The sequence below is a fragment of the Rubrivirga marina genome, assembly GCF_002283365.1.
Lineage (GTDB): Bacteria > Bacteroidota > Rhodothermia > Rhodothermales > Rubricoccaceae > Rubrivirga > Rubrivirga marina.
In genome coordinates, this window is the sequence record NZ_MQWD01000001.1 from 847,261 (window position 1) to 869,519 (window position 22,259).

The 22,259-nt window shown below is 71.3% G+C and carries 21 protein-coding genes; 12 read left to right on the forward strand and 9 right to left on the reverse strand.

The genetic code is table 11. The features are described 5' to 3' along the window. The first annotated feature begins 71 nt into the window (after positions 1-71). Together BSZ37_RS03330 and cls are read left to right on the forward strand one after the other, a co-directional pair. Entirely contained in the window at positions 72-1,505 is a 1,434-nt protein-coding gene (locus tag BSZ37_RS03330; RefSeq protein ID WP_179299458.1) for a sensor histidine kinase, read from the forward strand. Positions 1,506-1,584: 79 nt separating this feature from the next. Then, positions 1,585-3,042, forward strand: coding sequence for a cardiolipin synthase (gene cls, locus BSZ37_RS03335; RefSeq protein ID WP_095509180.1), 1,458 nt, complete (start codon positions 1,585-1,587; stop codon positions 3,040-3,042). A 39-nt stretch (positions 3,043-3,081) separates the two neighbouring features. Here the strand turns inward: cls and BSZ37_RS03340 are convergent, their stop codons facing one another. The 4 genes from BSZ37_RS03340 to BSZ37_RS03355 all read right to left on the reverse strand — a co-directional run bounded on the left by BSZ37_RS03340 (position 3,082) and on the right by BSZ37_RS03355 (position 7,581). Continuing rightward, complete coding sequence (locus BSZ37_RS03340; protein WP_095509181.1) at positions 3,082-3,936, reverse strand: universal stress protein; 855 nt, start codon at positions 3,934-3,936, stop codon at positions 3,082-3,084. 678 nt (positions 3,937-4,614) lie between these two features. After that, positions 4,615-5,895, reverse strand: coding sequence for a glucose-6-phosphate isomerase (locus tag BSZ37_RS03345; RefSeq protein ID WP_095509182.1), 1,281 nt, complete (start codon positions 5,893-5,895; stop codon positions 4,615-4,617). Between the two features lie 98 nt (positions 5,896-5,993). After that, positions 5,994-6,521 (reverse strand): hypothetical protein, encoded by a 528-nt coding sequence (locus BSZ37_RS03350; RefSeq protein ID WP_143537550.1) that lies wholly within the window; start codon positions 6,519-6,521, stop codon positions 5,994-5,996. Positions 6,522-6,531: 10 nt separating this feature from the next. Beyond that, positions 6,532-7,581, reverse strand: a complete 1,050-nt coding sequence (locus BSZ37_RS03355; RefSeq protein ID WP_095509184.1) for a DUF1028 domain-containing protein — start codon at positions 7,579-7,581, stop codon at positions 6,532-6,534. 40 nt (positions 7,582-7,621) lie between these two features. Between BSZ37_RS03355 and BSZ37_RS03360 the strand changes: the two genes are divergently transcribed. From BSZ37_RS03360 to BSZ37_RS03400, 9 genes are all read left to right on the forward strand, one after another. Next, complete coding sequence (locus BSZ37_RS03360; RefSeq protein WP_095509185.1) at positions 7,622-8,302, forward strand: DUF4159 domain-containing protein; 681 nt, start codon at positions 7,622-7,624, stop codon at positions 8,300-8,302. A gap of 72 nt (positions 8,303-8,374) precedes the next feature. After that, on the forward strand, positions 8,375-8,716 hold the full coding sequence (locus BSZ37_RS03365; protein WP_095509186.1) for a hypothetical protein: 342 nt from the start codon (positions 8,375-8,377) through the stop codon (positions 8,714-8,716). Between the two features lie 92 nt (positions 8,717-8,808). Then, entirely contained in the window at positions 8,809-10,128 is a 1,320-nt protein-coding gene (glyA, locus tag BSZ37_RS03370) for a serine hydroxymethyltransferase (protein WP_095509187.1), read from the forward strand. A gap of 262 nt (positions 10,129-10,390) precedes the next feature. Beyond that, positions 10,391-10,999, forward strand: a complete 609-nt coding sequence (locus BSZ37_RS03375; RefSeq protein ID WP_095512302.1) for an orotate phosphoribosyltransferase — start codon at positions 10,391-10,393, stop codon at positions 10,997-10,999. 276 nt (positions 11,000-11,275) lie between these two features. Next, entirely contained in the window at positions 11,276-12,178 is a 903-nt protein-coding gene (gene tatC / locus BSZ37_RS03380) for a twin-arginine translocase subunit TatC (protein WP_218830384.1), read from the forward strand. Positions 12,179-12,246: 68 nt separating this feature from the next. Next, positions 12,247-12,651 (forward strand): hypothetical protein, encoded by a 405-nt coding sequence (locus BSZ37_RS03385; RefSeq protein WP_095509188.1) that lies wholly within the window; start codon positions 12,247-12,249, stop codon positions 12,649-12,651. 95 nt (positions 12,652-12,746) lie between these two features. Further along, complete coding sequence (locus BSZ37_RS03390; protein ID WP_095509189.1) at positions 12,747-14,378, forward strand: S41 family peptidase; 1,632 nt, start codon at positions 12,747-12,749, stop codon at positions 14,376-14,378. Positions 14,379-14,511: 133 nt separating this feature from the next. Then, a complete protein-coding gene (locus tag BSZ37_RS03395) occupies positions 14,512-15,324 on the forward strand; it encodes a sulfite exporter TauE/SafE family protein (RefSeq protein ID WP_095509190.1) in 813 nt (270 codons plus the stop codon). Between the two features lie 34 nt (positions 15,325-15,358). Then, positions 15,359-15,595: a hypothetical protein gene (locus tag BSZ37_RS03400; protein ID WP_095509191.1), complete on the forward strand. Its 237-nt coding sequence runs from the start codon at positions 15,359-15,361 to the stop codon at positions 15,593-15,595. Positions 15,596-15,650: 55 nt separating this feature from the next. On the opposite strand, the gene BSZ37_RS03405 is transcribed toward BSZ37_RS03400, so the two are convergent. Next, on the reverse strand, positions 15,651-15,869 hold the full coding sequence (locus tag BSZ37_RS03405) for a dodecin family protein (RefSeq protein WP_095509192.1): 219 nt from the start codon (positions 15,867-15,869) through the stop codon (positions 15,651-15,653). Between the two features lie 91 nt (positions 15,870-15,960). Here BSZ37_RS03405 and BSZ37_RS03410 point away from each other — a divergent pair, with 91 nt between their 5' ends. Beyond that, a complete protein-coding gene (locus BSZ37_RS03410; protein WP_218830385.1) occupies positions 15,961-16,560 on the forward strand; it encodes a class I SAM-dependent methyltransferase in 600 nt (199 codons plus the stop codon). Positions 16,561-16,639: 79 nt separating this feature from the next. Here BSZ37_RS03410 and BSZ37_RS03415 read toward each other — a convergent pair whose 3' ends face one another. The 4 genes from BSZ37_RS03415 to BSZ37_RS03430 form a co-directional block, all read right to left on the reverse strand. Next, positions 16,640-17,644 (reverse strand): WG repeat-containing protein, encoded by a 1,005-nt coding sequence (locus tag BSZ37_RS03415; RefSeq protein WP_095509194.1) that lies wholly within the window; start codon positions 17,642-17,644, stop codon positions 16,640-16,642. Positions 17,645-17,781: 137 nt separating this feature from the next. Continuing rightward, complete coding sequence (locus BSZ37_RS03420) at positions 17,782-18,789, reverse strand: WG repeat-containing protein (RefSeq protein WP_095509195.1); 1,008 nt, start codon at positions 18,787-18,789, stop codon at positions 17,782-17,784. A gap of 3 nt (positions 18,790-18,792) precedes the next feature. Further along, positions 18,793-20,448 (reverse strand): DUF1501 domain-containing protein, encoded by a 1,656-nt coding sequence (locus tag BSZ37_RS03425; RefSeq protein WP_095509196.1) that lies wholly within the window; start codon positions 20,446-20,448, stop codon positions 18,793-18,795. A 3-nt stretch (positions 20,449-20,451) separates the two neighbouring features. After that, positions 20,452-21,972 (reverse strand): DUF1800 domain-containing protein, encoded by a 1,521-nt coding sequence (locus BSZ37_RS03430; protein WP_095509197.1) that lies wholly within the window; start codon positions 21,970-21,972, stop codon positions 20,452-20,454. Between the last annotated feature and the right edge of the window lie 287 nt (positions 21,973-22,259).

Genomic DNA, 22,259 nt, shown 5'->3' on the forward strand with positions numbered 1-22,259 from the left:
AAATCCGTCCCGGTGCCGGGGGAGCCTCCCCCCCCGCCCTCGCGTTCACGCCGCCCCCTGCCCACACCGCCATGATCACCGCCGCCGACCTCCGCACGATCGACGTGTTTTCGGACCAGGACGAGGCCGCGCTCGACTGGCTGGCGTCGGTCGCCGAGGAGCAGACCATCGCGGAGGGCGAGAAGCCGTTCCAGCGCGGCGCGCGGGCCGAGTACCTGTTCGCCGTCGTCGAGGGCGGCGTACAGATCTTTACCATCCAGGGCGAGAAGCGGACCCTCTTCGGGGCGATCCGCCCCGGCGAGATCTCGGGCCTCCTCCCGTACTCGCGGATGGAGACGTTCGCCGGCGAGGGCCTCGCCATCGCCGACAGCCGGATCGCGCGGATCCACCAGGACCACTTCACCGAGATGCTCGCGCGGATGCCCGAGGTGGGCAAGCGGCTCGTCGCGCGCATGACCGACCGCGTGCGCGAATCGTCGCGGACGGAGGTCCAGCGCGAGAAGATGATGTCGCTCGGGAAGCTCTCAGCCGGGCTCGCCCACGAGCTCAACAACCCGGCCGCCGCCATCCGCCGCTCCGTGGCCGACCTCCGGGCCCGCCTCGAGATGATGCCGAAGATGGTGACGCGCCTCACCGGCCACGGCCTCACGCCCGACCAGGTCGAGGCCGCCCGCGGCGCGCTCATGACCTGCACCGCGCCCACGCCCGGCACGCTCACGGCTGTCCAGCGCGGCGAGAAGGAGGACGAGCTGGCCGACTGGCTCGACGACCACGACGTCCCTCACGCCTACGTCGTGGCCGAAGTGTTGGCCGACGAGGGCGTCACGACGAAGGCGCTCACCCACATGGCCGAGCACGTCGACGAGACCGCGCTCGCCGACGTGATCTTGTGGATTGAAAAGGGGTTGGCGGCCGACCGGCTCCTCGCCGAGATCGAGCGGGCCGCCGGCCGCATCTCCGACCTCGTGGCGTCGGTGAAGGGGTACACGCACCGCGACCAGGCCCCCGACCGCCAGCGGGTCGACGTCCACGCGGGCCTCGACCAGACGCTGACGATGCTCGGCCACGCCATCAAGGTCAAAAACATTCACGTCGCCCGCGACTACGGCGACGACGTCCCCGAGGTCTGTGTCTTCCCCGGAGAGATCAACCAGGTCTGGACGAACCTCCTCGACAACGCGTTCGACGCCATCGGCGAGGGCGGCGAGGTCCGCCTCGGCACGCGCGTGGAGGGGGCCCTGGTGTGCGTCACCATCGCCGACGACGGGCCGGGCATCCCGGCCGACGCGCAGGAGCAGATCTTCGAGCCGTTCTTCACCACCAAGGAGCCGGGCAAGGGGACGGGCCTGGGCCTCGACATCGCCCGGCGGATCGTGATGCAGCACGAGGGCCGGATCACGGTCGAGAGCGAGCCGGGGCGGACCGTCTTCGAGGTCTGCCTCCCGATCGACGCGCCCAAGGCCTCCGTGACGCCGCTCGACGCACTCGAAGGGGTGGAGGCCTAAACACGGCACGCGCGGGCGACACAAGCAGTGTCAGCGGGCCGAGAGGGAACGCGGGAGGGGCGGCAGCGATAGGCCGGCCATGGACCTTGGCACCTTCGACCTCGGCCTCGCCGGCTGGGGCCTCTTCGTCGTCTACGCCGCGGGCGTGCTCACGGCCGTCGATGCGGTCATGAACGCGCGGACGCCGCAGGGCGCGACGGCGTGGGTGTTCGCCCTCGCCACACTGCCTCTCGCGGCGCTCCCGCTGTACTGGATCTTCGGGCGGTTCAAGTTCGAGGACTACCTCACCACGCTCCGCGACTTCGACTCCGAGATCGCGGACGGGCTGGCAAAGGCGAAGGAGGGGCCGCTCCGACCGTTCCTCATACGTGATAAGCGGGAGAGCGACGGACGCGAGGTCGGCGAAATGCGGGCGTTCGACGAGATGGCGACGCTTCCGTTCACGCGGGGCAACGACGTCCGCCTGCTGATCAACGGCGACGCGACGTTCGAGGCGCTCTTCGAGGCCCTCGACGCCGCCGAGGACTACATCCTCACCCAGTTCTACATCGTCCACGACGACGACATCGGGCGGCGCTACAAGCGGCACCTCCTCGACGCCGCCCGCCGCGGCGTGACCGTCCGGTTCATGTACGACACCGTCGGGTGCTGGAAGCTGCCGAAGGCCTACAAGCGCGAGCTCGAGGACGCCGGCGTGTGCCTCTGCCCCTTCACCGGCCCGCGGAACTGGCTCAAGAAGCTCCGGCTCAACTTCCGCAACCACCGCAAGATCACCGTCGTGGACGGCCGGATCGGGTTCGTGGGCGGCCACAACGTGGGCGACGAGTACCTCGGCAATACGGAAGACTTTCCGCACTGGCGCGACACGCACCTCCGCGTCGAGGGGCCGATCGTGCAGGGCCTCCAGTTGTCGTTCGCCCGCGACTGGTACTACGGGACCCGCGAGGAGCTCGACGGCCTCGTGTGGGCCCCCGAGGCGGCCGGGGCCGACCGCACGGCGCTCGTGATGTCATCCGGCCCGGCCGATGAGATCGAGACGTGCGGCCTGCTGTACACCCACGCCATCGAGAGTGCGGAGAAGCGCGTTTGGATCGCGACGCCGTACTTCGTGCCCGACGGCCGCGTGCTCGGCGCCCTCCAGCTGGCGGCCCTCCGCGGCGTCGACGTCCGGGTGATCATGCCGCGGACGAGCGACAGCGTGCTCTTCAAGTGGGTCCCCTACGCGTACCTCCCCGAGGTCGAGCGCGCCGGCGTGAAGGTCTACCTCTACGAGCCGGGCTTCATGCACCAGAAGGTCGCCCTCGTCGACGACGACTTCGCCATCGTGGGCACGGCCAACTTCGACAACCGCTCGTTCCGGCTCAACTTCGAGACGACCGTCGTCACGCGCGACGCCGAGATTTGTGGCGAGGTCGCGTCGATGCTGGAGCGCGACATCGAGCGCGCCACGCGGATCACGCGCGAGGACCTCGCCGACAAGTCGTTCGCCTTCCGGTTCGCGGCCAACGCCACGCAGCTCCTGGCGCCGGTGCTCTGAGGCGCCGGGGTGCCCGCCTCGGCATCGAGGCGGGCGCGGTCAGTGGTACAGGAACAGCGGGACCGTCGCCTCCTCGAGCAGCCGCGTCGCGCTCGACCCGAAGATCATCTTGCGGAAGCCCGACTTGGCGTAGGCCCCGGACACGACGAGGTCGGCGCGGTCGCCCTGCGCCAGTTCGAGGATCCGGTCCGACGCGTGGGTGCTCTCGATGCCAGTCGTCGTGACGGTTTCAAATCCGTGGGCCGTGAGGTAGGCCGCGGCGTCGGCGCGGAGCCGCTCGCTGGCCAACCGGTCGGCCTCGCTGCTTCCGCGGACGTGAACGATCTCGACGGCGAGGTCGGTCCCGAACGGCGCGAGGTGGGCAAACTTCTGGAGCGCCCGCGCGGACGGCGCGCTGCCGTCATAAGCGACGGCGACCCGGGACACCGCTGGGCGCGTCTGGCCGACGATCAGTGTCGCCGCGGCGGCCTCCTGGAGCACCTTGCCCAGCGTGTGCGTCCGCTTCTCGGGTTCGGCGTAGTAGAAGTGGCTCTCCCGGCCGGTCACCAGCAGGTCGTGTGTCCGCATCTCGTCGAGCAGGCTCTTGACGAGCTCGCCCTCCCCAACGCGGTCGCCCGTGTGACGGACGCCCTCTGCCTCGACGCGCTCGGTGAACTGGGCGATGAGTTCGTTCGCTCGCTGGCGGGTTTCCTCGGTGAGCCTCTCCCGGAGCTTCTCGGCGTAGTACATCGACCCGATGCCCCCGCCCGTGGCCTCCTGCCCGATGGAGTCCTTGTCGACGAACGCGAGCCCGGTGAGCTCTCCGTCGGTCCGTTTGGCGATGTCGATGGCCGTCTCCGTCGCGATGGGCGTGTCGGAGTCAGGGTCGAGAACGACGAGGATGCGCTGAGTCATGGCCAGGGGGAGAAGGGACTCGAAGGTACGCGAGGAGAGCCCCAAGGCGTTCCGACTGACAGCCTGTCACGGACTGGTCTACGAGTGGTATACCAGAGGCGATCAGTGGTCTATCCCGTCGGTCGCCCTCCTCCGGTTCCGTCCACACCCCTCTGTATTACTCTGTATGAAAGAATAGAATGCTGAAGAAGTAGTAGGGCTGTGGATCCCGTGGACAACCCTGGAGGCCGGTGTGCTGTGGAGAGCCGTGGACAACACCCCCCACCCATCCACAGCGGCGTCCACGACGTCCGTGTCGAATCCAGTCGCTGGAGAGGCCGTCTGGGGCGATCGGGGGGGTGCCGTCCACATCTCCACACTCGTCCACAGCAAGGCGGCGCGTCTAGCCCGTTCGGTGGAAGGGCAGAGAGGGTGTGGACAAGAGGTCGCACAGCCCGTGGGCGGTCTGGGGTTGACGAGAGGCCCAGGTCCCCCACCATCGGGAGCGTCCACAGGGCTTCCCAGTCCGGCTGGGGTTTTCCACACCTCCATCCACAGTGTGGATAGCCTTTTTCAGGGCGTTTGAGCCGGTCGGTGGATGGCCTCGGTCCGACAGCGACACGGAATGAGCCCGAACAGAGGCGGGGCCGCGCCGACACATCGACACGGCCCCGCGGGAAATAAGACGTTCGGAGTCTGCTACGGCCGGCCGAGGAGGGAGAACATCTTCTGCTTATAGGTCTCGACGCCCGGCTGATTGAAGGGGTCGACGTCCAGCATCGTCCCGCTCACGGCGACGGCGTGCTCGTAGAAGTAGAGGAGGCGCCCGAGCGTCTCGGCGTCGAGGCGTGAGAGCGTGAGCGTCCAGTTGGGGACGCCGCCCTCAGCATGGGCCTCGGCCGTCCCCTCGTAGGCCTTCTCATTGACGAAGCCGTAGGGCTTGCCGGCGAGGTAGTTCAGCCCGTCCGGGTCGCTGTCCTCCTCCTTCACCGCCGGGCCGTCGTCGGCGTCGTCGATGCGGAGGAACGTCTCGACGAGCACGCGCTGGCCCTGCTGGACGTACTGCCCGACCGAGTGGAGGTCGGTGGTGTACTGGAGCGTGACCGGGAACAGACCCTTCCCCTCTTTCCCTTCGCTCTCGCCGAAGAGTTGTTGCCACCAGTCACCGATGCCGGTCAGCCGCGGGTCCATCGAGGCGAGGACCTCCGTCTTGTAGCCGGACTCGTGGAAGGCGTGGCGGTCGGCGGCGTACTGGAGCGCCGGGTGGGAGGCGTCCGCCTCGGTGAGCTCGCGGGCTTCGGCGACGGCGCCGTAGAACAGCGTCCGCACGTCGACGCCCGAGGCGGCGATGGGCAGGAGGCCGACCGGCGTGAGGACCGAGAACCGTCCGCCGACGTCGTCCGGCACCACGTAGCGGCGGTAGCCGCGCTCGACGGCGAAGTCGTGGAGCGTGCCCCGCTGAGCGTCCGTCGTGGCGATGATCCGTCGGTCGGCGTCGTCGAACCGATCCTCCAGGAACCGGCGCGCGAGGCGGAAGGCCAGCGCCGGCTCCAGCGTCGTCCCCGACTTGGAGATGATGTTGATGTAGACGCTCTTGCCGTCGAGGTACTCGAAGAGGCGTCGGTGGTAGTCCGGTCCGAGGTGGTGGCCGGCGAAGAGGACCTCCGGGCCGTCATCCGAGAACGGCGGGACGAGCGCCTGCATGACGGCCTCGGCACCGAGGTACGACCCGCCGATCCCGATGCAGAGGAGCGCGTCGGCCCGCTCGCGAATCTCGTTGGCCGTGTCGGCGACGCTTTCGAGGAGGGCGTCGTCGGGGTCGAGGAGCATCTGACGCCAGCCGAGCATCTCAGGGCTGGCGGTCTCACCGTTGAGGACACGCTGGTGAGCGGCGAGGACGTCACCGTCGAGGGCGTCGCGGTCGACGTCGAGCTCGGCGAGCGCGTCGGCGGCGTACTGGCGGTCGAAGTGGAGGGGCATGGGTCGGGTGGAGAGGGGCGGTGCGAACGCCCGCGGCCCGACGTGGTGCCGCAGTTGGGTCCAGGACCGGAGCCCGATCAAGCGGCCGCCGTCCCGATTCAGTCCGCCTCGGTGAGACGGTCGAGGCGGGCGCACTGACGCCGCGCGCGGGCGCGGACGGACGGCGCCGGGTGGTCGAGCGCGGCCTCGACGGATGGGCGAACCCGCTCGAGAAGGCTCGGATGCTGATGCACGACGGCGACGAGCGCGTCGAGTGCGTTCGCGCGGACCGCGGAGGGCTCGGTCCGCAACCAGTGGGCGGCGTGGTCGACCAGCCGGTGGGCGCTCTCGACGTCGAACGGGACGCGCGACAGCAGAAGCGGGAGCAGTCGGCGGAGCGCGCCACCGGGTCGGTCGGCCTCGGCCGCGTCGAGGAGGGCTCCGGCGAAGGGCGCCAGCGGGCGCGGGTCGTGGCGCGCGGCCCGGTCGAGGGCGATCGCCGCGCGGTTGCGGAGGCCCTCCTCGTCGTGAGCCAGCGCGTCGACGAGGACCTCGACGAGGTCGGGATGAGTGACGACCTCCTCCGCGACGGCCCGGGCGTGGCCCAGGGTGCCGGGCGTGTCGCCCTCGGCGAGACGGAGGAGCACCGGGTGCACGCTACCGGTAGCGGCCCTCGCGGAAGACCGACCGGATGTCCTCCAGCACCTCCCGGTCGATCCGGAGCGTCTCCCCCGCCGCGAGGTCGACGTCAGCGACCTCGTCGATGCGGAGGTCGTAGTTCTCCCAGCCCATGTAGTCGGTCAGGATCTTCTGGAACCCGGCGTCGACCTCGCCATCGGCTGGGCCGTCGTAGAAGTCGCGCTCGATCCAGATCTCCTGGAGCTCACGGGCGATCGCGGGCGTGACCTCGACCATGTCGGCCGGGTCGGAGTCGGTGAAGTAGAGGTCGTTGAGCGCGACGAGCCGCTCGAGCTCGGCGAGCGGCGTCGGGTGGTCGTAGACCGAGATGTCGACAACGACGTCAGAGCCGTCGTAGCCTGCGCCCTGGCGGTGGACGACGAGGGCCGCGGACTGCTCGCCGCGCTTGTCGCCGCCCGCGCGGCCGCCCGCGACGAGGGCCGCCGTGAGCCGTTGCGCGAGCGTGCCCGACGTCGCTTCGAATGTCTCCGCGATCGCGTCGACGGTGGCCTGCGAGACGAGGATGTTGCCCTGGGCCGCGTAGCCCTGTCCGACCGCGACCACGCCCGCCTCGGCGACGGCGTCGGAGCCGCCGACCCGCCCGCCGCGCCACTCGAAGGCGTCGGCGCCGGTGAACGTCGCGGCGTTGCCGTGCGCGTCGACCATCCCGACCTGCCGGACGGCCGGGTTCGGGTCGTTGCGCATCGAGATGCGAAGGGCCTCCTCGGCCGTCGCGCCCTGGCGCATGAGCGCGATGCCCTCCGGACCGTACGCGAGGCGGGCGAAGCTCTGCGTCGCGACGGCGCCGACTCCGGCTTGGACGGTCGGCACCATGAATCGGACGTTCGGGAACTTCGACTGGACCGCCACGCCGATCTCGCCCGTCGTCGTGTCGACGGCGACGATCGAGAACGTCGACACGAGCGGGTCGTCGGTCACGACTCGCTCGGCCTCGAGCCCGCAGCCGCTGACAGCGAGCCCGACCAGTGCGACGAGGGAAACGAACAGGCGGGGGGCGGGCGTTGGCATCGGTGTCTGGTCCACGAAAGGGTTCCGTAGTCTAGCGCCCATGCCCCTCACCCGTCCCGTCCGATTCCTCCTGCTCGCCGCCACCTTATGTATAGGGGCGGTGCCGGCCGTGGCCCAGGGCGAGGTCCAGATCGCCCGCGTCCAGTACGGCGGCGGCGGCGACTGGTACTCCGGCGACCCGCTCCCGACCCTGATCGCGTTCGCCCGCGAGCACTCGCTCCTCGACCTCGCGCCCGAGCCGATCACCGTCGAGCTGACGAGCGACCGGCTGTTCACGGTCCCGATCCTCTACCTCAACGGGCACGGCAACGTGGTCCTCACCGACGCCGAGGCGGGCCGCCTCCGGCGCTACCTCGAGGGCGGCGGGTTCCTCATCGTCAACGACGACTATGGGCTGGACGAGGCCGTCCGCCGTGAGCTCCGGAAGGTGTTCCCCGAGCAGGAGCTCCAACCGCTCCCGGCGTCGCACCCGGTGTACCGCGCCCACTACGACTTCCCGGACGGGCTGCCCAAGATCCACGAGCACGACGGCGAGCCGGCCGTCGGGTACGGGCTGTTCCATGAGGGACGGCTCGTCGTGTTCTACGCCCACGAGAGCGACCTCGGCGACGGGTGGGAGCCGGCGGGCGTCCACCCCGACTCGCCGGCGGCGCGCGAGGCCGCGCTCCGGATGGGCGTCAACCTCCTGGTCTACGCCATGACGCAGGGCGTCGTGCAGTAGGCACGGCCTACCTTTGGACGCGGCAAAACCGGCCGATACCCTCTGTCCGCCGTCTCCGAACCTGCCGGCCCCATGACTCCCGGACGCGTCCTTTTCGTCGGTCTGATCCTGATCGCGGGCGTGCTATACCTGCTCAACCCGGGACCCGAGGCGTTCCAGGAGTTCCTCCAGGCCGAGGCGGCAGCGCGCGCCCGCGAGAGCGGCGAGTCGGGCAACAGCGTAACGGACTTCCTCGACGACCGCCTCGGCCGCCGCGCGGGCCGGGTCGACGTCGAGGACGTCGAGCGGGTGGACTACCACGTGGCGAGCGTTTATCGCGTCGACCTCAACGGGCGGTTCCCGGGGGGCGAGTGGGAGTACCTCGGCATCGCCGGCTGGTTCACGCCCATCGAGCAGCCGGGCGACGACCGGTAGCGGGCGAGTCCGCAGGGCTCCCGAGGCGGGCCGTATCGGGCCATTCCTGCGTGGGCCGTGGGCTAGCTTTCGGCGCCCCCGCCGAACGCTCCATGACTGCCCTCCAGGACACCGACCCCGCCGTCTTCGACATCGTCCGCCGTGAGGTCGAGCGCCAGAACGACGGCCTCGAACTCATCGCCTCCGAGAACTTCGTGAGCCCCGCCGTGCTCCAGGCGATGGGCAGCCCGCTCACGAACAAATACGCCGAGGGCCTCCCCGGCAAGCGCTACTACGGCGGCTGCGAAGTCGTCGACGAGGTCGAGACGCTCGCCATCGAGCGGGCCAAGGAGCTGTTCGATGCCGACTGGGTGAACGTCCAGCCGCACTCGGGCGCGACGGCCAACAGCGCGGTCTACCTCGCCTTCATGGAGCCCGGCGACCGGCTCCTCGGGCTCGACCTCGCCCACGGCGGCCACCTCACACACGGGAGCCCGGTCAACTTCTCGGGCAAGCTCTATGAGCCCCACTTCTACGGCGTCGACACCGAGGGCGAGATGGCCGGGCGGATCGACCTCGACAAGGTCCTGGAGAAGGCGCGTGAGGTGAGGCCCCGGATGCTGTCGGTCGGCGCCAGCGCCTACAGCCGGGACTTCGACTACGCCACGATGCGCGAGATCGCCGACGAGGTCGGCGCGGTCCTCTGGGTCGACATGGCCCACACGGCGGGGCTCATCGCGGCGGAACTACTGAACGACCCGCTTCCGTACGCCCACGTCGTCACGACGACGACGCACAAGACGCTCCGCGGGCCGCGCGGCGGGATGATCCTCGTCGGGCCGAACGGCCCCTCCCCTACCGGCGAGACGCTCCGGAACGGGAATCCCAAGACGACCGGGCAGGTCCTCGACTCGGCCATGTTCCCCGGCACCATCGGCGGGCCGCTGATGCACGTCATCGCGGCGAAGGCCGTCGCGTTCGGCGAGGCGTTGCGGCCGGAGTTTGCGACCTATCAACAGCGGACGATCGAGAACGCGACCGCGATGGCCGAGGCCTTCGTCGAGAAGGGCTACGCCGTCGTTTCGGGCGGCACGGACAACCACCTCGCCCTCGTCGACCTCCGCTCGAAGGAGTGCACCGGCAAGGAGGCCGAGGCCTGGCTCGGCGAAGCGGCGATCACGGTCAACAAGAACATGGTGCCGGGCGACCCCGAGAGCCCGTTCGTGACGAGTGGCATCCGCGTCGGCTCGCCGGCGATGACCACGCGCGGGTTCGGCCCGGACGAGTTCCGCCGCGTCGTGGCCCTCACCGACCGCGTGATCGAGAGCCGCGGGGCCGACGCCGAGGCCGTCCGCGTTGAGGTCCGCGCCCTCTGCGACGCGTTCCCGCTCTACGACGTCGACTCGCTGGGCGCCGAGCCCGTCGCGGCATAGTCCCCAGATCCCTCCACCTCGGGTCCGAGGTGGAGGGATCTGGGGAAAACCCGCATCACGGCGGGTCGTTCTTTCGCCCGGCGCTCACGGAGCCGGCACGCGACCGCACGGCCCACTACGTTCTTGCGGCGCTGGGGCCCGGGAGATCCCGCAACTCCGGCGCTTGTCCGCCCGTCCCGCTCCGCGGCACGCCGCTTGCCGGCCGCCGCTCCGTATGTTGCCGCTCTCCGCGACGCGTCCGTCGCGGCCCGCCGTCGCCCCCATGCCGAACGATTACAGCACCGTCCCCGAGTCGGCCCTGGCGAAGCTGGGGCACACGCTCTACCAGCGGGCGCTGGTCCGGCGTGAGGACGAGGCCATCACCGACCCGCGCGGCCAACCGATCGGCTGGCTCCTCGACACGCGGACCCCGATGCTCGACGGCGACGTGTTCCAGGAGGCCGGCACGGTCCTCGCTGAGCGGCTCCGCGCGCGCGGGATCGACCAGGTGGCCGGGTTCGGCTACGGCGCGTTCCCGCTCGTGACGGCCGTCCTCCCGCACGGGACGCCGGAGCGGCCGTTCCGCGGCGGGTTCATCCGCGAGCGGCGGAAGGCCTACGGGCGGCGCCGGCTCGTCGAGGGCCCGCTCGACCGGAGCCGGCCGGTCGCGCTCATGGACGACATCCTCAACAGCGGTCGGTCGGCGGCGCGCGCCGCAGCGCTGCTCCGCAGCGACGGGTTCGATGTGGCCGGCGTCGTGACGCTGTTCAACTTCACGTGGAGCGGCGGCCGGGCCCGCCTCGAGGCCGAGGGCCTTTGGGTCGAGTCGCTCCTCGAGCTCAACCTCCGCGAGAGCGCCCGCGCCGCGACGCCATCGGGAGATACCGCGTAAGGTGACGAGGGAGGAGGACGGGGTGAAGGGCGCGCGGCCCTGAAGCCTTTCGTGCGGCTCGTACGTTCCCGAGATCCGGGAGGCCGGCGCGGACGTCCCCTCACCCATCACACCTCACCTTTCATTCGCATGGACGTTTGGCGCTCGCGGTCGCAGAGGGCGGCGGCCTCGTCAGGCGATGGTTCGACGTCGCTCACCACAGGCCCCTCGGCCGACCCGGTCCGTCTCGACCAGACCCCGCCGCCGGCCCCTCCCTCGGGCGGCGTCCCGGAGCACATGCGGCCGGCGCCCGGCGAGATGCCGTTCCTCGACCACCTCGAGGAGCTCCGCTGGCGGATCCTGAAGTCGCTCGGCGCCATCCTCCTGTGCGTCGGGCTGTGCCTCTTCTTTACGGAGTGGATCATGGACGGCCTCCTTCTCGGGCCGACGCGGGCGTCGTTCTTCATGTACGACGTGCTCCGCCTGGACGCCATTGACGTGGTGCTCCAGAACCGGACGGTGACGGGTCAGTTCTTCGCCTTCTTCGGGACCGTCATCGCGGCCGGCGTGGTGATCGGGTCGCCGGTGGTGGTGTACCAGACGTGGAAGTTCATCGAGCCCGGCCTGTACCCGGACGAGCGGCAGGGCCTCCGGTTCGCGGCCGTGTTCGCGACGTTCTTCTTCGCGCTGGGGATCTCGTTCGGCTACCTCATCATCGCGCCGGTCGCGCTCCAGTTCTTCGCCCAGTTCCAGATCTCGGACTCGATCGTCAACGAGTTCGACATCTCGAAGTACTTCTCGATGCTCATCACGTGGGCGTTCGGGGCCGGGATCGTGTTCGAGCTGCCGGTCGTGGTGACGATCCTCGCGAAGGTGGGCGTGCTGACCCAGGCCATGCTCAAGGCGAGCCGGCGCTACGCCATCGTGATCGTCCTCGTCATCTCGGCGTTCATCACGCCGCCGGACCCGTGGAGCCAGTTCCTCATGGCGATCCCGCTCATGGGTCTGTTCGAGCTCTCGATTGGGCTGACGGGCATCGTCGAGCGGCGCCGCGCGCGCGACCTGGCGGCGGAGGAGCGCCGCGAGGCGAAAGAGCGCGAGAAGCGGGAGGCCGAGGCGGCCCGCGCCACGACCGAGGCGGCCTCGGTGGAGCCGTCGGCAGCGCCCGGGCCCGAGCCGGAGAGGCCGGAATCCGAGTAGGGCGGGCGTCGGGACTTTCCGGCCTGCGCCGGGCGGGCGAAGATGGCGCCCTCCCTCCCGCCTCCGCCATGCGCTCCGTCGTCCTCTCGCTCCTCGCTCTGACCCTCGCCGCGTGCGACACGGCCGGCCCGGTGGTCGACCGCGACGACGTGAACCTCTACGAGCTGAACCACGACGCCGGCGCGCTCGTCGGCAACTGGGAGCTCGTGAGGACGACGAACTCGGGTCAGATGGGACCGCCGCAGACCGTCGCCGTCGGGAAAGGCGAGCGGACGTCGTACGCGTTCGCTGCCGACGGTACGGTCGACATCGTCCGTCCTGGGCGCGCTACCGAGTCGACGACGTGGGTCGTGGAGCCGCCGAGCCACTTGCGGATCGGCTCACTCGGGATGTCCTTCGGGATCGACGGCGACCGGCTCTACCTCGACCGCCGGCCGATGGACGGGTCGTTGCTGGAGTTCGCGCGGCGGTAGCGCGAGTCGTCCCGCCTCGACGCCGAGGCGGGCAGGGCGGAAGGCGCGAAGGGGCGGGGCGCGGCGTTAGCCTGTCGCTCCATTTCGTTCGCCCCATGCGCCGCTTCGTCCTCGCCGTTCTCGTCGCCTTGCCAGTCGCGGCGCCCGCCGTCGCCCAGACCGGCGTCGACTTTTTCGCCATCCGCAAGAGCTTCGGGCTCTACGGCGCCGTCTACGAGACGCTCGCCGGCGAGTACGTCGACGCCATCGACTCGGAGGCGCTGATGCGGAGCGGGATCGGGGCGATGACGGGCTCGCTCGACCCGTACACGGTGTACTACGACGAGGCGACGGCCGCCGCCAGCCGGCTCCAGCAGGGCGGCGACGTGGGTGGCGTCGGCGTGGTCGTGGCCGAGCGCGGCGGGCGGCTCGTGGTCGTCAGCGTCCTCGACGGCTCCGACGCCGAGCGGCAGGGGCTCCGGCCGGGCGACGCCGTCGTGACGCTGGCGGGGCAACCGGCCGAGGAGCTCTCGGCGCAGCGCGCGAACACGTTGCTGCGCGGCGAGCCGGGGTCGAGCGTCCCCGTCGAGGTCGCGCGGGAGGGCGAGCCCGACCCGCTCCGGTTCGTCCTCGTCCGCGCCGGCGAGCAGGAGAGCGAGGTGACGTACTCGGGCTACCTCGGCGACCCCGCCGACGGCGTCGGGTACGTCCGCCTCGGGCGGTTCATGCAGGACGCCGCGGGGCAGGTGGCCCGCGCCGTCGAGGCGCTGAAGGCCGAGGGCGAGCTCCGAGCGCTCTTGCTCGACCTCCGCGGCAACCCGGGCGGTCTGTTGGACCAGGCCGTCGCCCTCAGCGGCCAGTTCCTTCCGCAGGGGAGCCTCGTGACCGAGACGCGTGGCCGGGCGGCCGGCACCGACCAGAGCTACCGGACGCAGGAGGCGCCGACCCTGCCCGACCTCCCCGTCGCCGTCCTCGTCGATGGGACCAGCGCGTCGGCGAGCGAGATCGTGTCAGGCGCGCTGCAGGACCACGACCGCGGCGTGGTGGTGGGCGAGACGACGTACGGGAAGGGGCTCGTCCAGGTCATCCGCCCGATGCCGTACGGGACGGCGCTCAAGCTGACCGTCAGCCGCTACACGACGCCGTCGGGCCGCGAGATCCAGCGCCTGGCCTACGCCCAGGGCCGGGAGGCGACGGAGGTCGGCGCGGGCGAGCGGACGTTCGAGACGACCGGCGGGCGGACGGTCCGCAGCGGCGTCGGGATCGAGCCGGACGTGGCGGTCACGGTCGGCGAGGAGAGCGAGCTCGAGCAGGCGCTCGTCCGGTCGGCCGCGTTCCTCCGCTTCGCCAACCGATTCGCGTCCGAGACACCCGACCTCCCGGAGGGCTTCCGTGTCGACGAGACGCTCCTCGGCCGCTTCCGCCAGTTCGTCGAGGCCGAGGGTCTCGAGTATCGGACCGACGCCGAGCGGACCGCCGACGCCCTCGCGGACGAACTCGACGAGGCGGGCTATGAGGGCGCGGAGGGCGCGCTCGACGAGCTCCGCCAGGCCGTCGCGCGCGAGAAGGCGCAGGACTTCGAGCGCCACGCCGACCGGCTCCGGGCGCACCTCCGCCAGGAGATCCTGTCGCGCTACGTCGGCCAGGAGGCGCAGACGGTCGACGCGCTCTCCGAGGACCCCGTCGCGGCCGAGGCTCGGCGCATCGTCCTCGACCCGTCCGAGTACGGGCGGATTCTCGGGCGATGAAGCTCGGTTTGTCGTTCGGGAACGCGACGATCGTCTCTTCACGTCCCTCATCCCCATGCGGTAGTGGCTCGGCGGGATCGGACCGCCACGCGCCCGGCCGCGTAGGCGCGGCTCCCCCTCCCCCGCCCGGCCGATGCTTCTGATCCTCCTCGTCGCCGGCGCGCTCGGCGGGTTCGTGGCCGGGCTGGTGGGCGTGGGTGGTGGCGTCATCTTCGGGCCGGTCCTCTTCTTTGCGTTCCAGGCGGCCGGGATCGAGGACCCGATCCTGACGCCGCTGACGCTCGGGTCGAGCCTCCTCTGCACGTTCGCCGCCAGCGCCTCGGGCACGGTCGCGCAGCGAAAGGCCGGCGCCATCGACCAGCGGACGGCGCTCGTGGCGGGAGGTGTCGCGGCCGTCGCCGTCGTGCTCGTCGGGCGGTTCGTGACGACGCAGCCGTGGTTCGACAAGGAAATGTTTCAGCTCATCCTGGGCGTGTTGCTCGTGGTGGTGGTGGTGCGGATGGTGGTCAAGAAGGACCGCGTCGACACGCTCTCCACCGAAGGGGCGGAGCGGAGCCTCGGGCGGCTGGCCGTGACCGGGCTCGGGGCCGGGACGATCGCGTCGCTGGCCGGCGTCGGCGGCGGCGTGGTGATGGTGCCGGCGTTCAGTGGGCTCGTGCGGCTCCCGACGAAAGTGGCCGCGGGAAGCTCCACGGCCGCCATCACGATCATCACGGCCGTCGGCGTGGCGACGTACGCCGAGCTCGGATGGGGCGAGCCGGTGCCGAACGGCGCGCTGGGCTACGTCGACTGGCGGAGCGCGGCGTTGCTGGCCGTGCCGGCCATCGTGACGGCCCGCCTCGGCGTGGCGACGGCCCACCGGATCGACGTCCGTGCGGTCCAGCTCAGCTTCGCCGCGTTCGCGGCCCTCGTCGCCGCGCGGCTCCTCTGGAACGCGTTGGCCTGAGGGGGGTCTACCGGCGATCCTACCACCCGCTGCCATGCGCGCACTCCTCCTCCTCGCTGCGCTGGCATTCGTCGCCTGCGCGCCCGACGACGAATCCGACGACGTCACGGTCGACGGCGTCGACCCCGCCGAGTCCGACGCCGACCTCGCCCCCGACCCGACGCTCCAGCCGGGCAACCCCGGTCTCGCCCCGGAGGCCGACGTGACGCCGGAGCCGGGCCTCGCGCCCGACCCGACCGTCCAGCCCGGTTCGACGGGCACGCCCGAATGAGGAGCGCCCCGCCGGCCGGAGCCAGCGGGGCGCGACGCCGAGGCGGGCGGAGCCGCTAGCTCATGTCGCCTTTGTTCTGGACGACGAACGTCACCTTGCAGTGGACGCGGAACTTGCCGGCCTCGTCCTCGCCGGGCTCGTAGATGAAGTCCTGGACGTAGACGCTCTGCACGCCGCGGACCGTCTGCGAGACTTCGCTGTACGCCTGGCGAACGGCGTCGTCGAAGCTGTTGTCGGAGACGGCGGAGACCTCGATGATCTTTGCGATGGCCATGGAAGGGAGGGTTGGTGAGAAGGGGAGCGCTCCAACGCCATCGGCGGGGGGAGAGGTCCGTCACGGGCTCTGGCCGCGCCTCTTCGCGTGGATGCTCGCGAACGGCGACGACGCACAGCACCGGCTCTATGGCCACCGAAAGCGAGCGCTGTTCGCAGAGATCGACGGGCGCGGTGGGCACCCACCCACCGTCGTCGAGATCGGTGCCGGGACGGGGCTCAACGCGCGCTACCTCCTGCCTGGCGCGGCGTGGATCGTGGTCGAGCCGAACGTCCACTTTCACGACCACATCCGCGCGGAGGCCGAGGCACACGGGCTCGACCTCGACCTCCGCGTCGGCACGTCCGAAAACCTGCCCGTCGCCGACGGCGAGGCGGATGCCGTCGTCAGCACGCTCGTCCTCTGCTCCGTCGGCGACGTGCGCCGGTCGCTGGCGGAGGCGCGTCGTGCGCTTCGACCGGGCGGGCGGTTCATGTTCGTCGAGCACGTCGCGGCGCCAGCGGGCTCGTCGCTCCGGCGGGTCCAGCGGCTCCTCCGCCGCCCCTGGGGCTGGGTCGCCGACGGCTGCCGGCCCGATCAGGACACGGAGCTCCTCATCGAGGCCGCCGGGTTCTCCGACGTCTGGATCGAGCGGTTCGACGCCGACCTCGGCCTCGTGGCGCCGCACGTCGCCGGCGTCGCCACGCGCTGATCCGTCCTGACCCAGCCCGCCTCGGTGATCCGACGGGGCGCCCGAGGCCGGCGCCCTCGGCCGGTCGTCCGCTCCGGGATCAGTCTCGCGGGAACCAGACGTACTCGCCGTCCTCGTCGACGTAGCCCGTCTGGCCGTCCACGACGACGGCCGCCAGCCCGCCGGCGAAGTCCTCGACCTCGTCGAACGACGGGTCCCGGACGAGCGAGCCGTCCGGGCGGACGAACGTCCACATTCCACCGATCTCGACGGCCGCGCGGCCGCCCTCGAACGGCCGCGCCGTGTCGAACTGCGGCCCGATCACGCGGTCGCCGTCGGCGTCGATGTACTCCCAGGCGTTCTCGGTGCGGACCGGCGCGCGGCCCTCGGCGAAGTCGCCGGCCGAGATGAACGTCTGGCTCCCGAGCGGGCGGCCGTCGTCCTCGTCGATGTAGAACCACCGCTGGCCCTGGCGCACGGCCGCGCGGCCCTCCGAAAAATCGCGCGCGGCGTCGTAGACGGGCTGGATCGCGACCTGCCCATTCTGATCGAGGAAGCCGACCTTCCCGTCGCGCTCGAACCGGGCGCGGCCGTCGTGGAGGTCGCCGAGCTCGCCGAACTGCGGCTCCACGACGACGGAGCCGGAGCGGTCGAGGAAGCCCCACTGCCAACCGGTCGTCTTGACGCGGGCGCGGCCCTCCGAGAAGTCGCGGGCGTCGTTGAGGTACGGGTTGAGGAGGAACCGGCCGTCGAGGTCGACGAACGCGAACTTGCCGTCGGTGCGGACGCGGGCGCGGCCGTCGCGCGGCGCCCACGCCTCGTCGGCGACCACGGAGAAGGCGACCTCGCCGGAGTCCTCGAAGTAGTCCCAGACGTTTTGGCCGTTCGTCCAGCGACGAGCGGGGGTGAGGCCTTCGGCGCCCGGGCGGACGGCGCTGTACTCCCCGAGGTCGACGACGACGCGGCCGCTCCGGTCGATGAGCACGCGCTCGCCGTTCTGGACGGCCGGATACAGCCCGGCGCTGGCGGACTCGCCGCCGCCGAAGGCGTCGCAGCCGGCGAGCGCTAGCAGCAGCAGTAGGAGGATCGGGAATCGTCGGGTCATGGGGACTATGAGGCTCGAGGCGATGTCATCATGAGCCACATGAAGGATCTCGTCTGACTCGTCAGGTGCGTCCGTCGGAGGGCCGAGGCGAGCGACACGAGATCGCTCCGCTCAGGATGACATGGTGTGAGGATGTGCTATCGTTGGGGCTCCCAGACAGGGGCGCCCTCGGCGTCGACGTAGCCGATGCGGAGGTTGTCGCCGCTGCCGGTCGTGACCTGACCGAGGCCGCCGCGGAACGGCGCGGCCGACGCGTAGGCCGGGCTGGCGACGATGAGGCCGTCGTCGCGCGAGACGTAGGTCCAGCGGTTGTTGAAGCGGACGGCTGCGAGGCCCTCCGAGAACGCGCTGGCCTCGGCCAGCTTCGGCCCGACGAGGAACGCCCCGTCGGTCCCGATGAAGCCCGTCCGCCCGCCGACGCGGACGGCGGCGTAGCCCTCCGAGAACGGCGAGGCGGCCTCGAACGTCGTGTTCAGCGCGATCCGGCCAGAGCGGTCGACGTACTTCCAGACCTCGCTGCCGGCCTCGCGGACCGGCGCCAGCCCGGCGGCCGAGAACGGGCCCGCCTCGGCGAACATCCCGCCGAAGGCGACGCTGCCGGAGCGGTCGACATACTGCCAGCCGTCGGCGGCCTGGACGGGCGCGAGGCCCTCGACGAACGGACCGGCCGCCGCGAACTGCGGCTCGACCACGACCCCCCCCGACTCGTCGATGTAGCCCCACAGGAAGCCCTGGCGAACGGCCGCGCGACCGTCGGAGAACGGTTCGGCGCTGTCGTAGCCCGCGGCCCCGACACGTGCGCCGTCGCGGTCGATGTACGTCCAGCCCTCGGTCGCCGTGCGGACGGGTGCGAGATCGCCCTCGAACCGTCCGGCCGCCACGTATTGGGGCTCGACGGCGACCGACCCGTCCGGCCGCGCGTACCCCCATACGGCGCCCTGGCGGATCGCGGCCCGGTCGTTGAACACCTCGTCGGCGAAGTCGAAGGCCGGCGGGGCCACCAAGCGCCCGTCGGCGTCGATGAGGCCCCACCGGCCGTCGACGAGGACGGGGAAGGCCGCGGCGTCCTGACGGACGACGTCGCCGCCGCCGAAGGCGTCGCAGCCGACGACGGCGAGGAGGAGCGGGAGGAGCAATCGGCGCATGAGTCAGCGGACGACGGTGAGGGGGACGGTCCGCGCCGCGCGCGGTGTGCGGAGGCGGACGAGGTAGAGGCCGGCGGCGAGCCCACGGGCGTCGATCGAGAGGGAGCCCGAACCGGCCGGCCGCTCGGCGTCGAGGAGCACGCGCACGGTTCGGCCCTGGAGATCCACCACCTCGGCCACGACGGGGCCGCCGGTGGCGAGCGTGAACGGGACGGCCGCGCGACCCGCGACGGGGTTGGGCGACGGCGCCCCGAGGCGGAGACCGTCGGCCTCGGGCGCGCGCTCGGCGGAGGTGATCGGCATCGACACGAGGCCGGAGAGCGGCGAGAACCCGCCGCCGAGCACGGCCGACGTCTCCTCGCCCGGCATCCCGAACCAGTCGGTGAGGACGCTCGCGTAGACACGTCGGAAGTCGACCGACATCGGGAGCGCGTTCTGGTTGTTGCTGAGCCCATCGAGGACGGAGCCCGGCCCGTCGCCGTAGAGCCCGCCGCCGACGCCCCCGCCGAACACGAGGAGCGGCGACGCCTCGGCGTGGTCGGTCCCGAACGAGCCGTTCTGGCTGATCGTCCGGCCGAACTCCGAGAATGTCATGGTCAGGACCCGGTCCGCGTCGGCGCCGAGGTCGGCGTAGAAGGCCGCGACGGACTCGGCGATCTGTCGGAGCAGGCCCGTCTGGCGGTCGAGCTGGTCCGAGTGCGTGTCGAAGCCTCCGATCGAGACGGCGAAGATCCGCGAGGCCAGCCCGCCCTTGATGAGCCGCGCGACCGACGCCAGCGACGACGCGAGCCCGCCGCCGGGGTAGCCCGCCTCGGCGGCGTTCTGGCCCGACTGGCTGGCGCTGTAGACGGCGTCGCGGTAGCGGAGGCCCGAGTTGTAGATCTCGCGGACGAACCGGAGCTCCTCGCCCGCCAGCGTCGCCGGCACGTCGCCCTCGTCGTAGAACTGGCCCGTCTGCGCGAGCCGGTCGAACTGGCCGGGGTTGGAAAAGCTCATCCCGAGCGCGCCGCCCGCCCCGCGCGTCAGCAGCGACGACGCCCCGCCGATCCGCACCGCCACCGGGTACGGCAGCGGGTCCGAGACGTGGCCCGGGAACATCCGGTCGACGCTCCGGCCGGTCCAGCCGTCGTTCCAGGTCTGGTTCGCGGCCGAGCCCGACGCCCAGATGTCGGTCGAGCGGAAGTGCGAGCGGCTGTGGTTCGGGTAGCCCGCCGAGTGGACGACGGCGAGGTCGCCTTCGCCCCACATCCCCTCCAGCGCGCTCATCGCCCCGTTCAGCCCGTAGTCGCCGTCGAGCGTCATGAGCGATGCGCCCGGCAGCCCGATCTGCGGGCGGCGCCGGTAGTAGGCGTCGCTCGTGTACGGGACGACCATGTTGAGCCCGTCATTTCCGCCTCCGAGCTGGATGATGACGAGCACGCGATCGGTCTCAACGCTCCCAAGCGACCGGAGCAGGGGCGTGTGCGACGACGCGCGGACGGTTCGGGCGTGGGCACCGCTCCCGAGGAGGAAGGCGCCGGCCGCGGCGGTCGTCGCCCCCGTCAGAAAATCGCGGCGGGACCAGGCGGCGTGGTCGCGGTCGTGGTCGCGACCGTAATCGAGCGAAATGGCGCGGCGCGTCCGTTCGGGCCGTGTCGACGCGTGATGATGATCGCACATGGCCTAGACGAGCTGGTACTCGGGGAGGTTGACGAGGGCCGCCAGGAGGTGGCGGAGCCGCTCGCGGGCCACGGGCTCGGCCGAGACGACGATCTCGACCCAGAACCCGCCCCGCTCCTCGCGGCTGTACGACATCGGCACGCCGTCGAGGACCGTCTGCTCGGCGAGCTCATCGGCCGCGGCGTCGGTGAGGGGGATCGCCAGGAGGTGGTCGGCGAGGTCGCGGGCGAGGCGGTACGGGTCGTAGCGGTCCGAGACCTGCTCGACGAGCGGGAGCGGGTCGTAGTCGGCGAAGCCGTCCTCGCCGTAGATCACGGCCTCGGCGAGGCCGCGGCGCTCGGGGATCGTCCCGGTCGTGACCCACGCGCGGTACTCGAGCGGGTCGTCGTAGCCGGGCCAGCCCTCGACGCTCGGCGGGTTCAGCACCTCCTGCCCGATCGACTGCGTCCGCATCCGGACCGTCTCGAGGGCCGCGGCGCTCGGCGTTACGCCAAGCTCGCGGAGCACGCCGACTGCCAGCTCCATCGGGCTTTTCAGCCGCGCCCCGACGACGGCCGGGTCGTAGAAGTGCGCGCTCGTGAGGAGCGCCCGGAGTGCGGTGGGGATGTCGAAGTTCGACTGACGGAGGACACCCGCCAGCGCCACGACGACGCCCGCGTTCGGGATGGGGTGGACGAACCACGCGTAGAGCTTGCCCGCGAGGAAGTGGGCGATGGCGTCGGCCCGCTCGTCGAACAGGATCTGGACGAGGTCGTCGTGGCCCCACGCGCCGGTCCGCCCGAGAATGGTTTTGGCGCCCGCGTCGTGGCGCTCCGCACGGAAGCGGCCCCGGATGGCGCCCTCGTCCACGACCCAACCGGTGAGCGCGCGCGCGGCCTCGACCACGTCGTCCTGCGTGTAGTTCGGCTGTCCGTCGGGGCCCGTGATCCCCATGGAGAACAGCTCCATGATCTCGCGGGCGTAGTTCTCGTTGAGGTTGCCCGCCTCGTTCGTGTCGTTGTCGAGGAACCGGAGCATTGCCGGCCGCTTCCCGATGCCCTCCAGGAGCGGCCGGAACCCGCCGACGGCCCGCTCGCGCAGGAACGTGAGGTAGTCGACGGCGAACGAGGCCTGCTCATAGGTGACCTGCGCCGTCGCGAAGTGGTCGTGCCAGAAGAGGGCCAGCTTCTCGCGGAGGCCGCCCTCCATCATCTCGGCGTACCACCCGCGCTGCCACTCGTAGAGCCGCTGAATGTTGGTCCCGCCGTTCGTCGTCGTCTGATTGGCCCAGCCCGGCTCGTCGGGGAGCGGTCTCGCGGTGGCGGCGCTCAACAGAGCGTCCACGGCCGCCTCGGCGCTGCCGCGGACGAGGGCGGAGACGACGTCGGCCCGCGCCGCGCCGAAGTGGGTCCGGCGGACGAGGTGGGCCGCGCGCGCGGCCGTCCACGCGCCCGAGACGGGCGAGAGGTCTGCCGAGGCGGAGGCGTGCGCGGGGTGGGGGGCCGGCGCGGGCCGGCGGCGCGTCAGGAAGGCGCGGCGGTCCATGGGTCGAGAGGCCAGGGCTCAAAGGGGCGCGGACGCCCCGGGAAAAAGCTATCGGCCGGTCCCGCGGCAGATTCAGACAGCCCCCCGCTCTGTCACGGCCCGATGCCGGCCCGAACCGTCGAAATCGTCGAATCGAGCCGATGTCCGTGGGTGGCCTGTCGGCGGATCCGGCCAATTCTCAGCCATTCCTAAGCCGTCTCGGCCCGGGGGATCGCGTTCTGTAGGCGAAGACCGGCATCCCGTCGCGGCGTGACGCTCCCGGGAGGATCCCGAGTCGAGGTCGGACT

Bases quoted from the DNA above. Each gene is read 5' to 3' on its own strand.
- BSZ37_RS03330 (WP_179299458.1), top strand. From the start codon at position 72: ATGATCACCGCCGCCGACCTCCGCACGATCGACGTGTTTTCGGACCAG.
- cls (WP_095509180.1), top strand. From the start codon at position 1,585: ATGGACCTTGGCACCTTCGACCTCGGCCTCGCCGGCTGGGGCCTCTTC.
- BSZ37_RS03340 (WP_095509181.1), bottom strand. From the start codon at position 3,936: ATGACTCAGCGCATCCTCGTCGTTCTCGACCCTGACTCCGACACGCCC.
- BSZ37_RS03345 (WP_095509182.1), bottom strand. From the start codon at position 5,895: ATGCCCCTCCACTTCGACCGCCAGTACGCCGCCGACGCGCTCGCCGAG.
- BSZ37_RS03355 (WP_095509184.1), bottom strand. From the start codon at position 7,581: ATGCCAACGCCCGCCCCCCGCCTGTTCGTTTCCCTCGTCGCACTGGTC.
- BSZ37_RS03360 (WP_095509185.1), top strand. From the start codon at position 7,622: ATGCCCCTCACCCGTCCCGTCCGATTCCTCCTGCTCGCCGCCACCTTA.
- BSZ37_RS03365 (WP_095509186.1), top strand. From the start codon at position 8,375: ATGACTCCCGGACGCGTCCTTTTCGTCGGTCTGATCCTGATCGCGGGC.
- glyA (WP_095509187.1), top strand. From the start codon at position 8,809: ATGACTGCCCTCCAGGACACCGACCCCGCCGTCTTCGACATCGTCCGC.
- BSZ37_RS03375 (WP_095512302.1), top strand. From the start codon at position 10,391: ATGCCGAACGATTACAGCACCGTCCCCGAGTCGGCCCTGGCGAAGCTG.
- tatC (WP_218830384.1), top strand. From the start codon at position 11,276: ATGCGGCCGGCGCCCGGCGAGATGCCGTTCCTCGACCACCTCGAGGAG.
- BSZ37_RS03385 (WP_095509188.1), top strand. From the start codon at position 12,247: ATGCGCTCCGTCGTCCTCTCGCTCCTCGCTCTGACCCTCGCCGCGTGC.
- BSZ37_RS03390 (WP_095509189.1), top strand. From the start codon at position 12,747: ATGCGCCGCTTCGTCCTCGCCGTTCTCGTCGCCTTGCCAGTCGCGGCG.
- BSZ37_RS03395 (WP_095509190.1), top strand. From the start codon at position 14,512: ATGCTTCTGATCCTCCTCGTCGCCGGCGCGCTCGGCGGGTTCGTGGCC.
- BSZ37_RS03400 (WP_095509191.1), top strand. From the start codon at position 15,359: ATGCGCGCACTCCTCCTCCTCGCTGCGCTGGCATTCGTCGCCTGCGCG.
- BSZ37_RS03405 (WP_095509192.1), bottom strand. From the start codon at position 15,869: ATGGCCATCGCAAAGATCATCGAGGTCTCCGCCGTCTCCGACAACAGC.
- BSZ37_RS03410 (WP_218830385.1), top strand. From the start codon at position 15,961: ATGCTCGCGAACGGCGACGACGCACAGCACCGGCTCTATGGCCACCGA.
- BSZ37_RS03415 (WP_095509194.1), bottom strand. From the start codon at position 17,644: ATGACCCGACGATTCCCGATCCTCCTACTGCTGCTGCTAGCGCTCGCC.
- BSZ37_RS03420 (WP_095509195.1), bottom strand. From the start codon at position 18,789: ATGCGCCGATTGCTCCTCCCGCTCCTCCTCGCCGTCGTCGGCTGCGAC.
- BSZ37_RS03425 (WP_095509196.1), bottom strand. From the start codon at position 20,448: ATGTGCGATCATCATCACGCGTCGACACGGCCCGAACGGACGCGCCGC.
- BSZ37_RS03430 (WP_095509197.1), bottom strand. From the start codon at position 21,972: ATGGACCGCCGCGCCTTCCTGACGCGCCGCCGGCCCGCGCCGGCCCCC.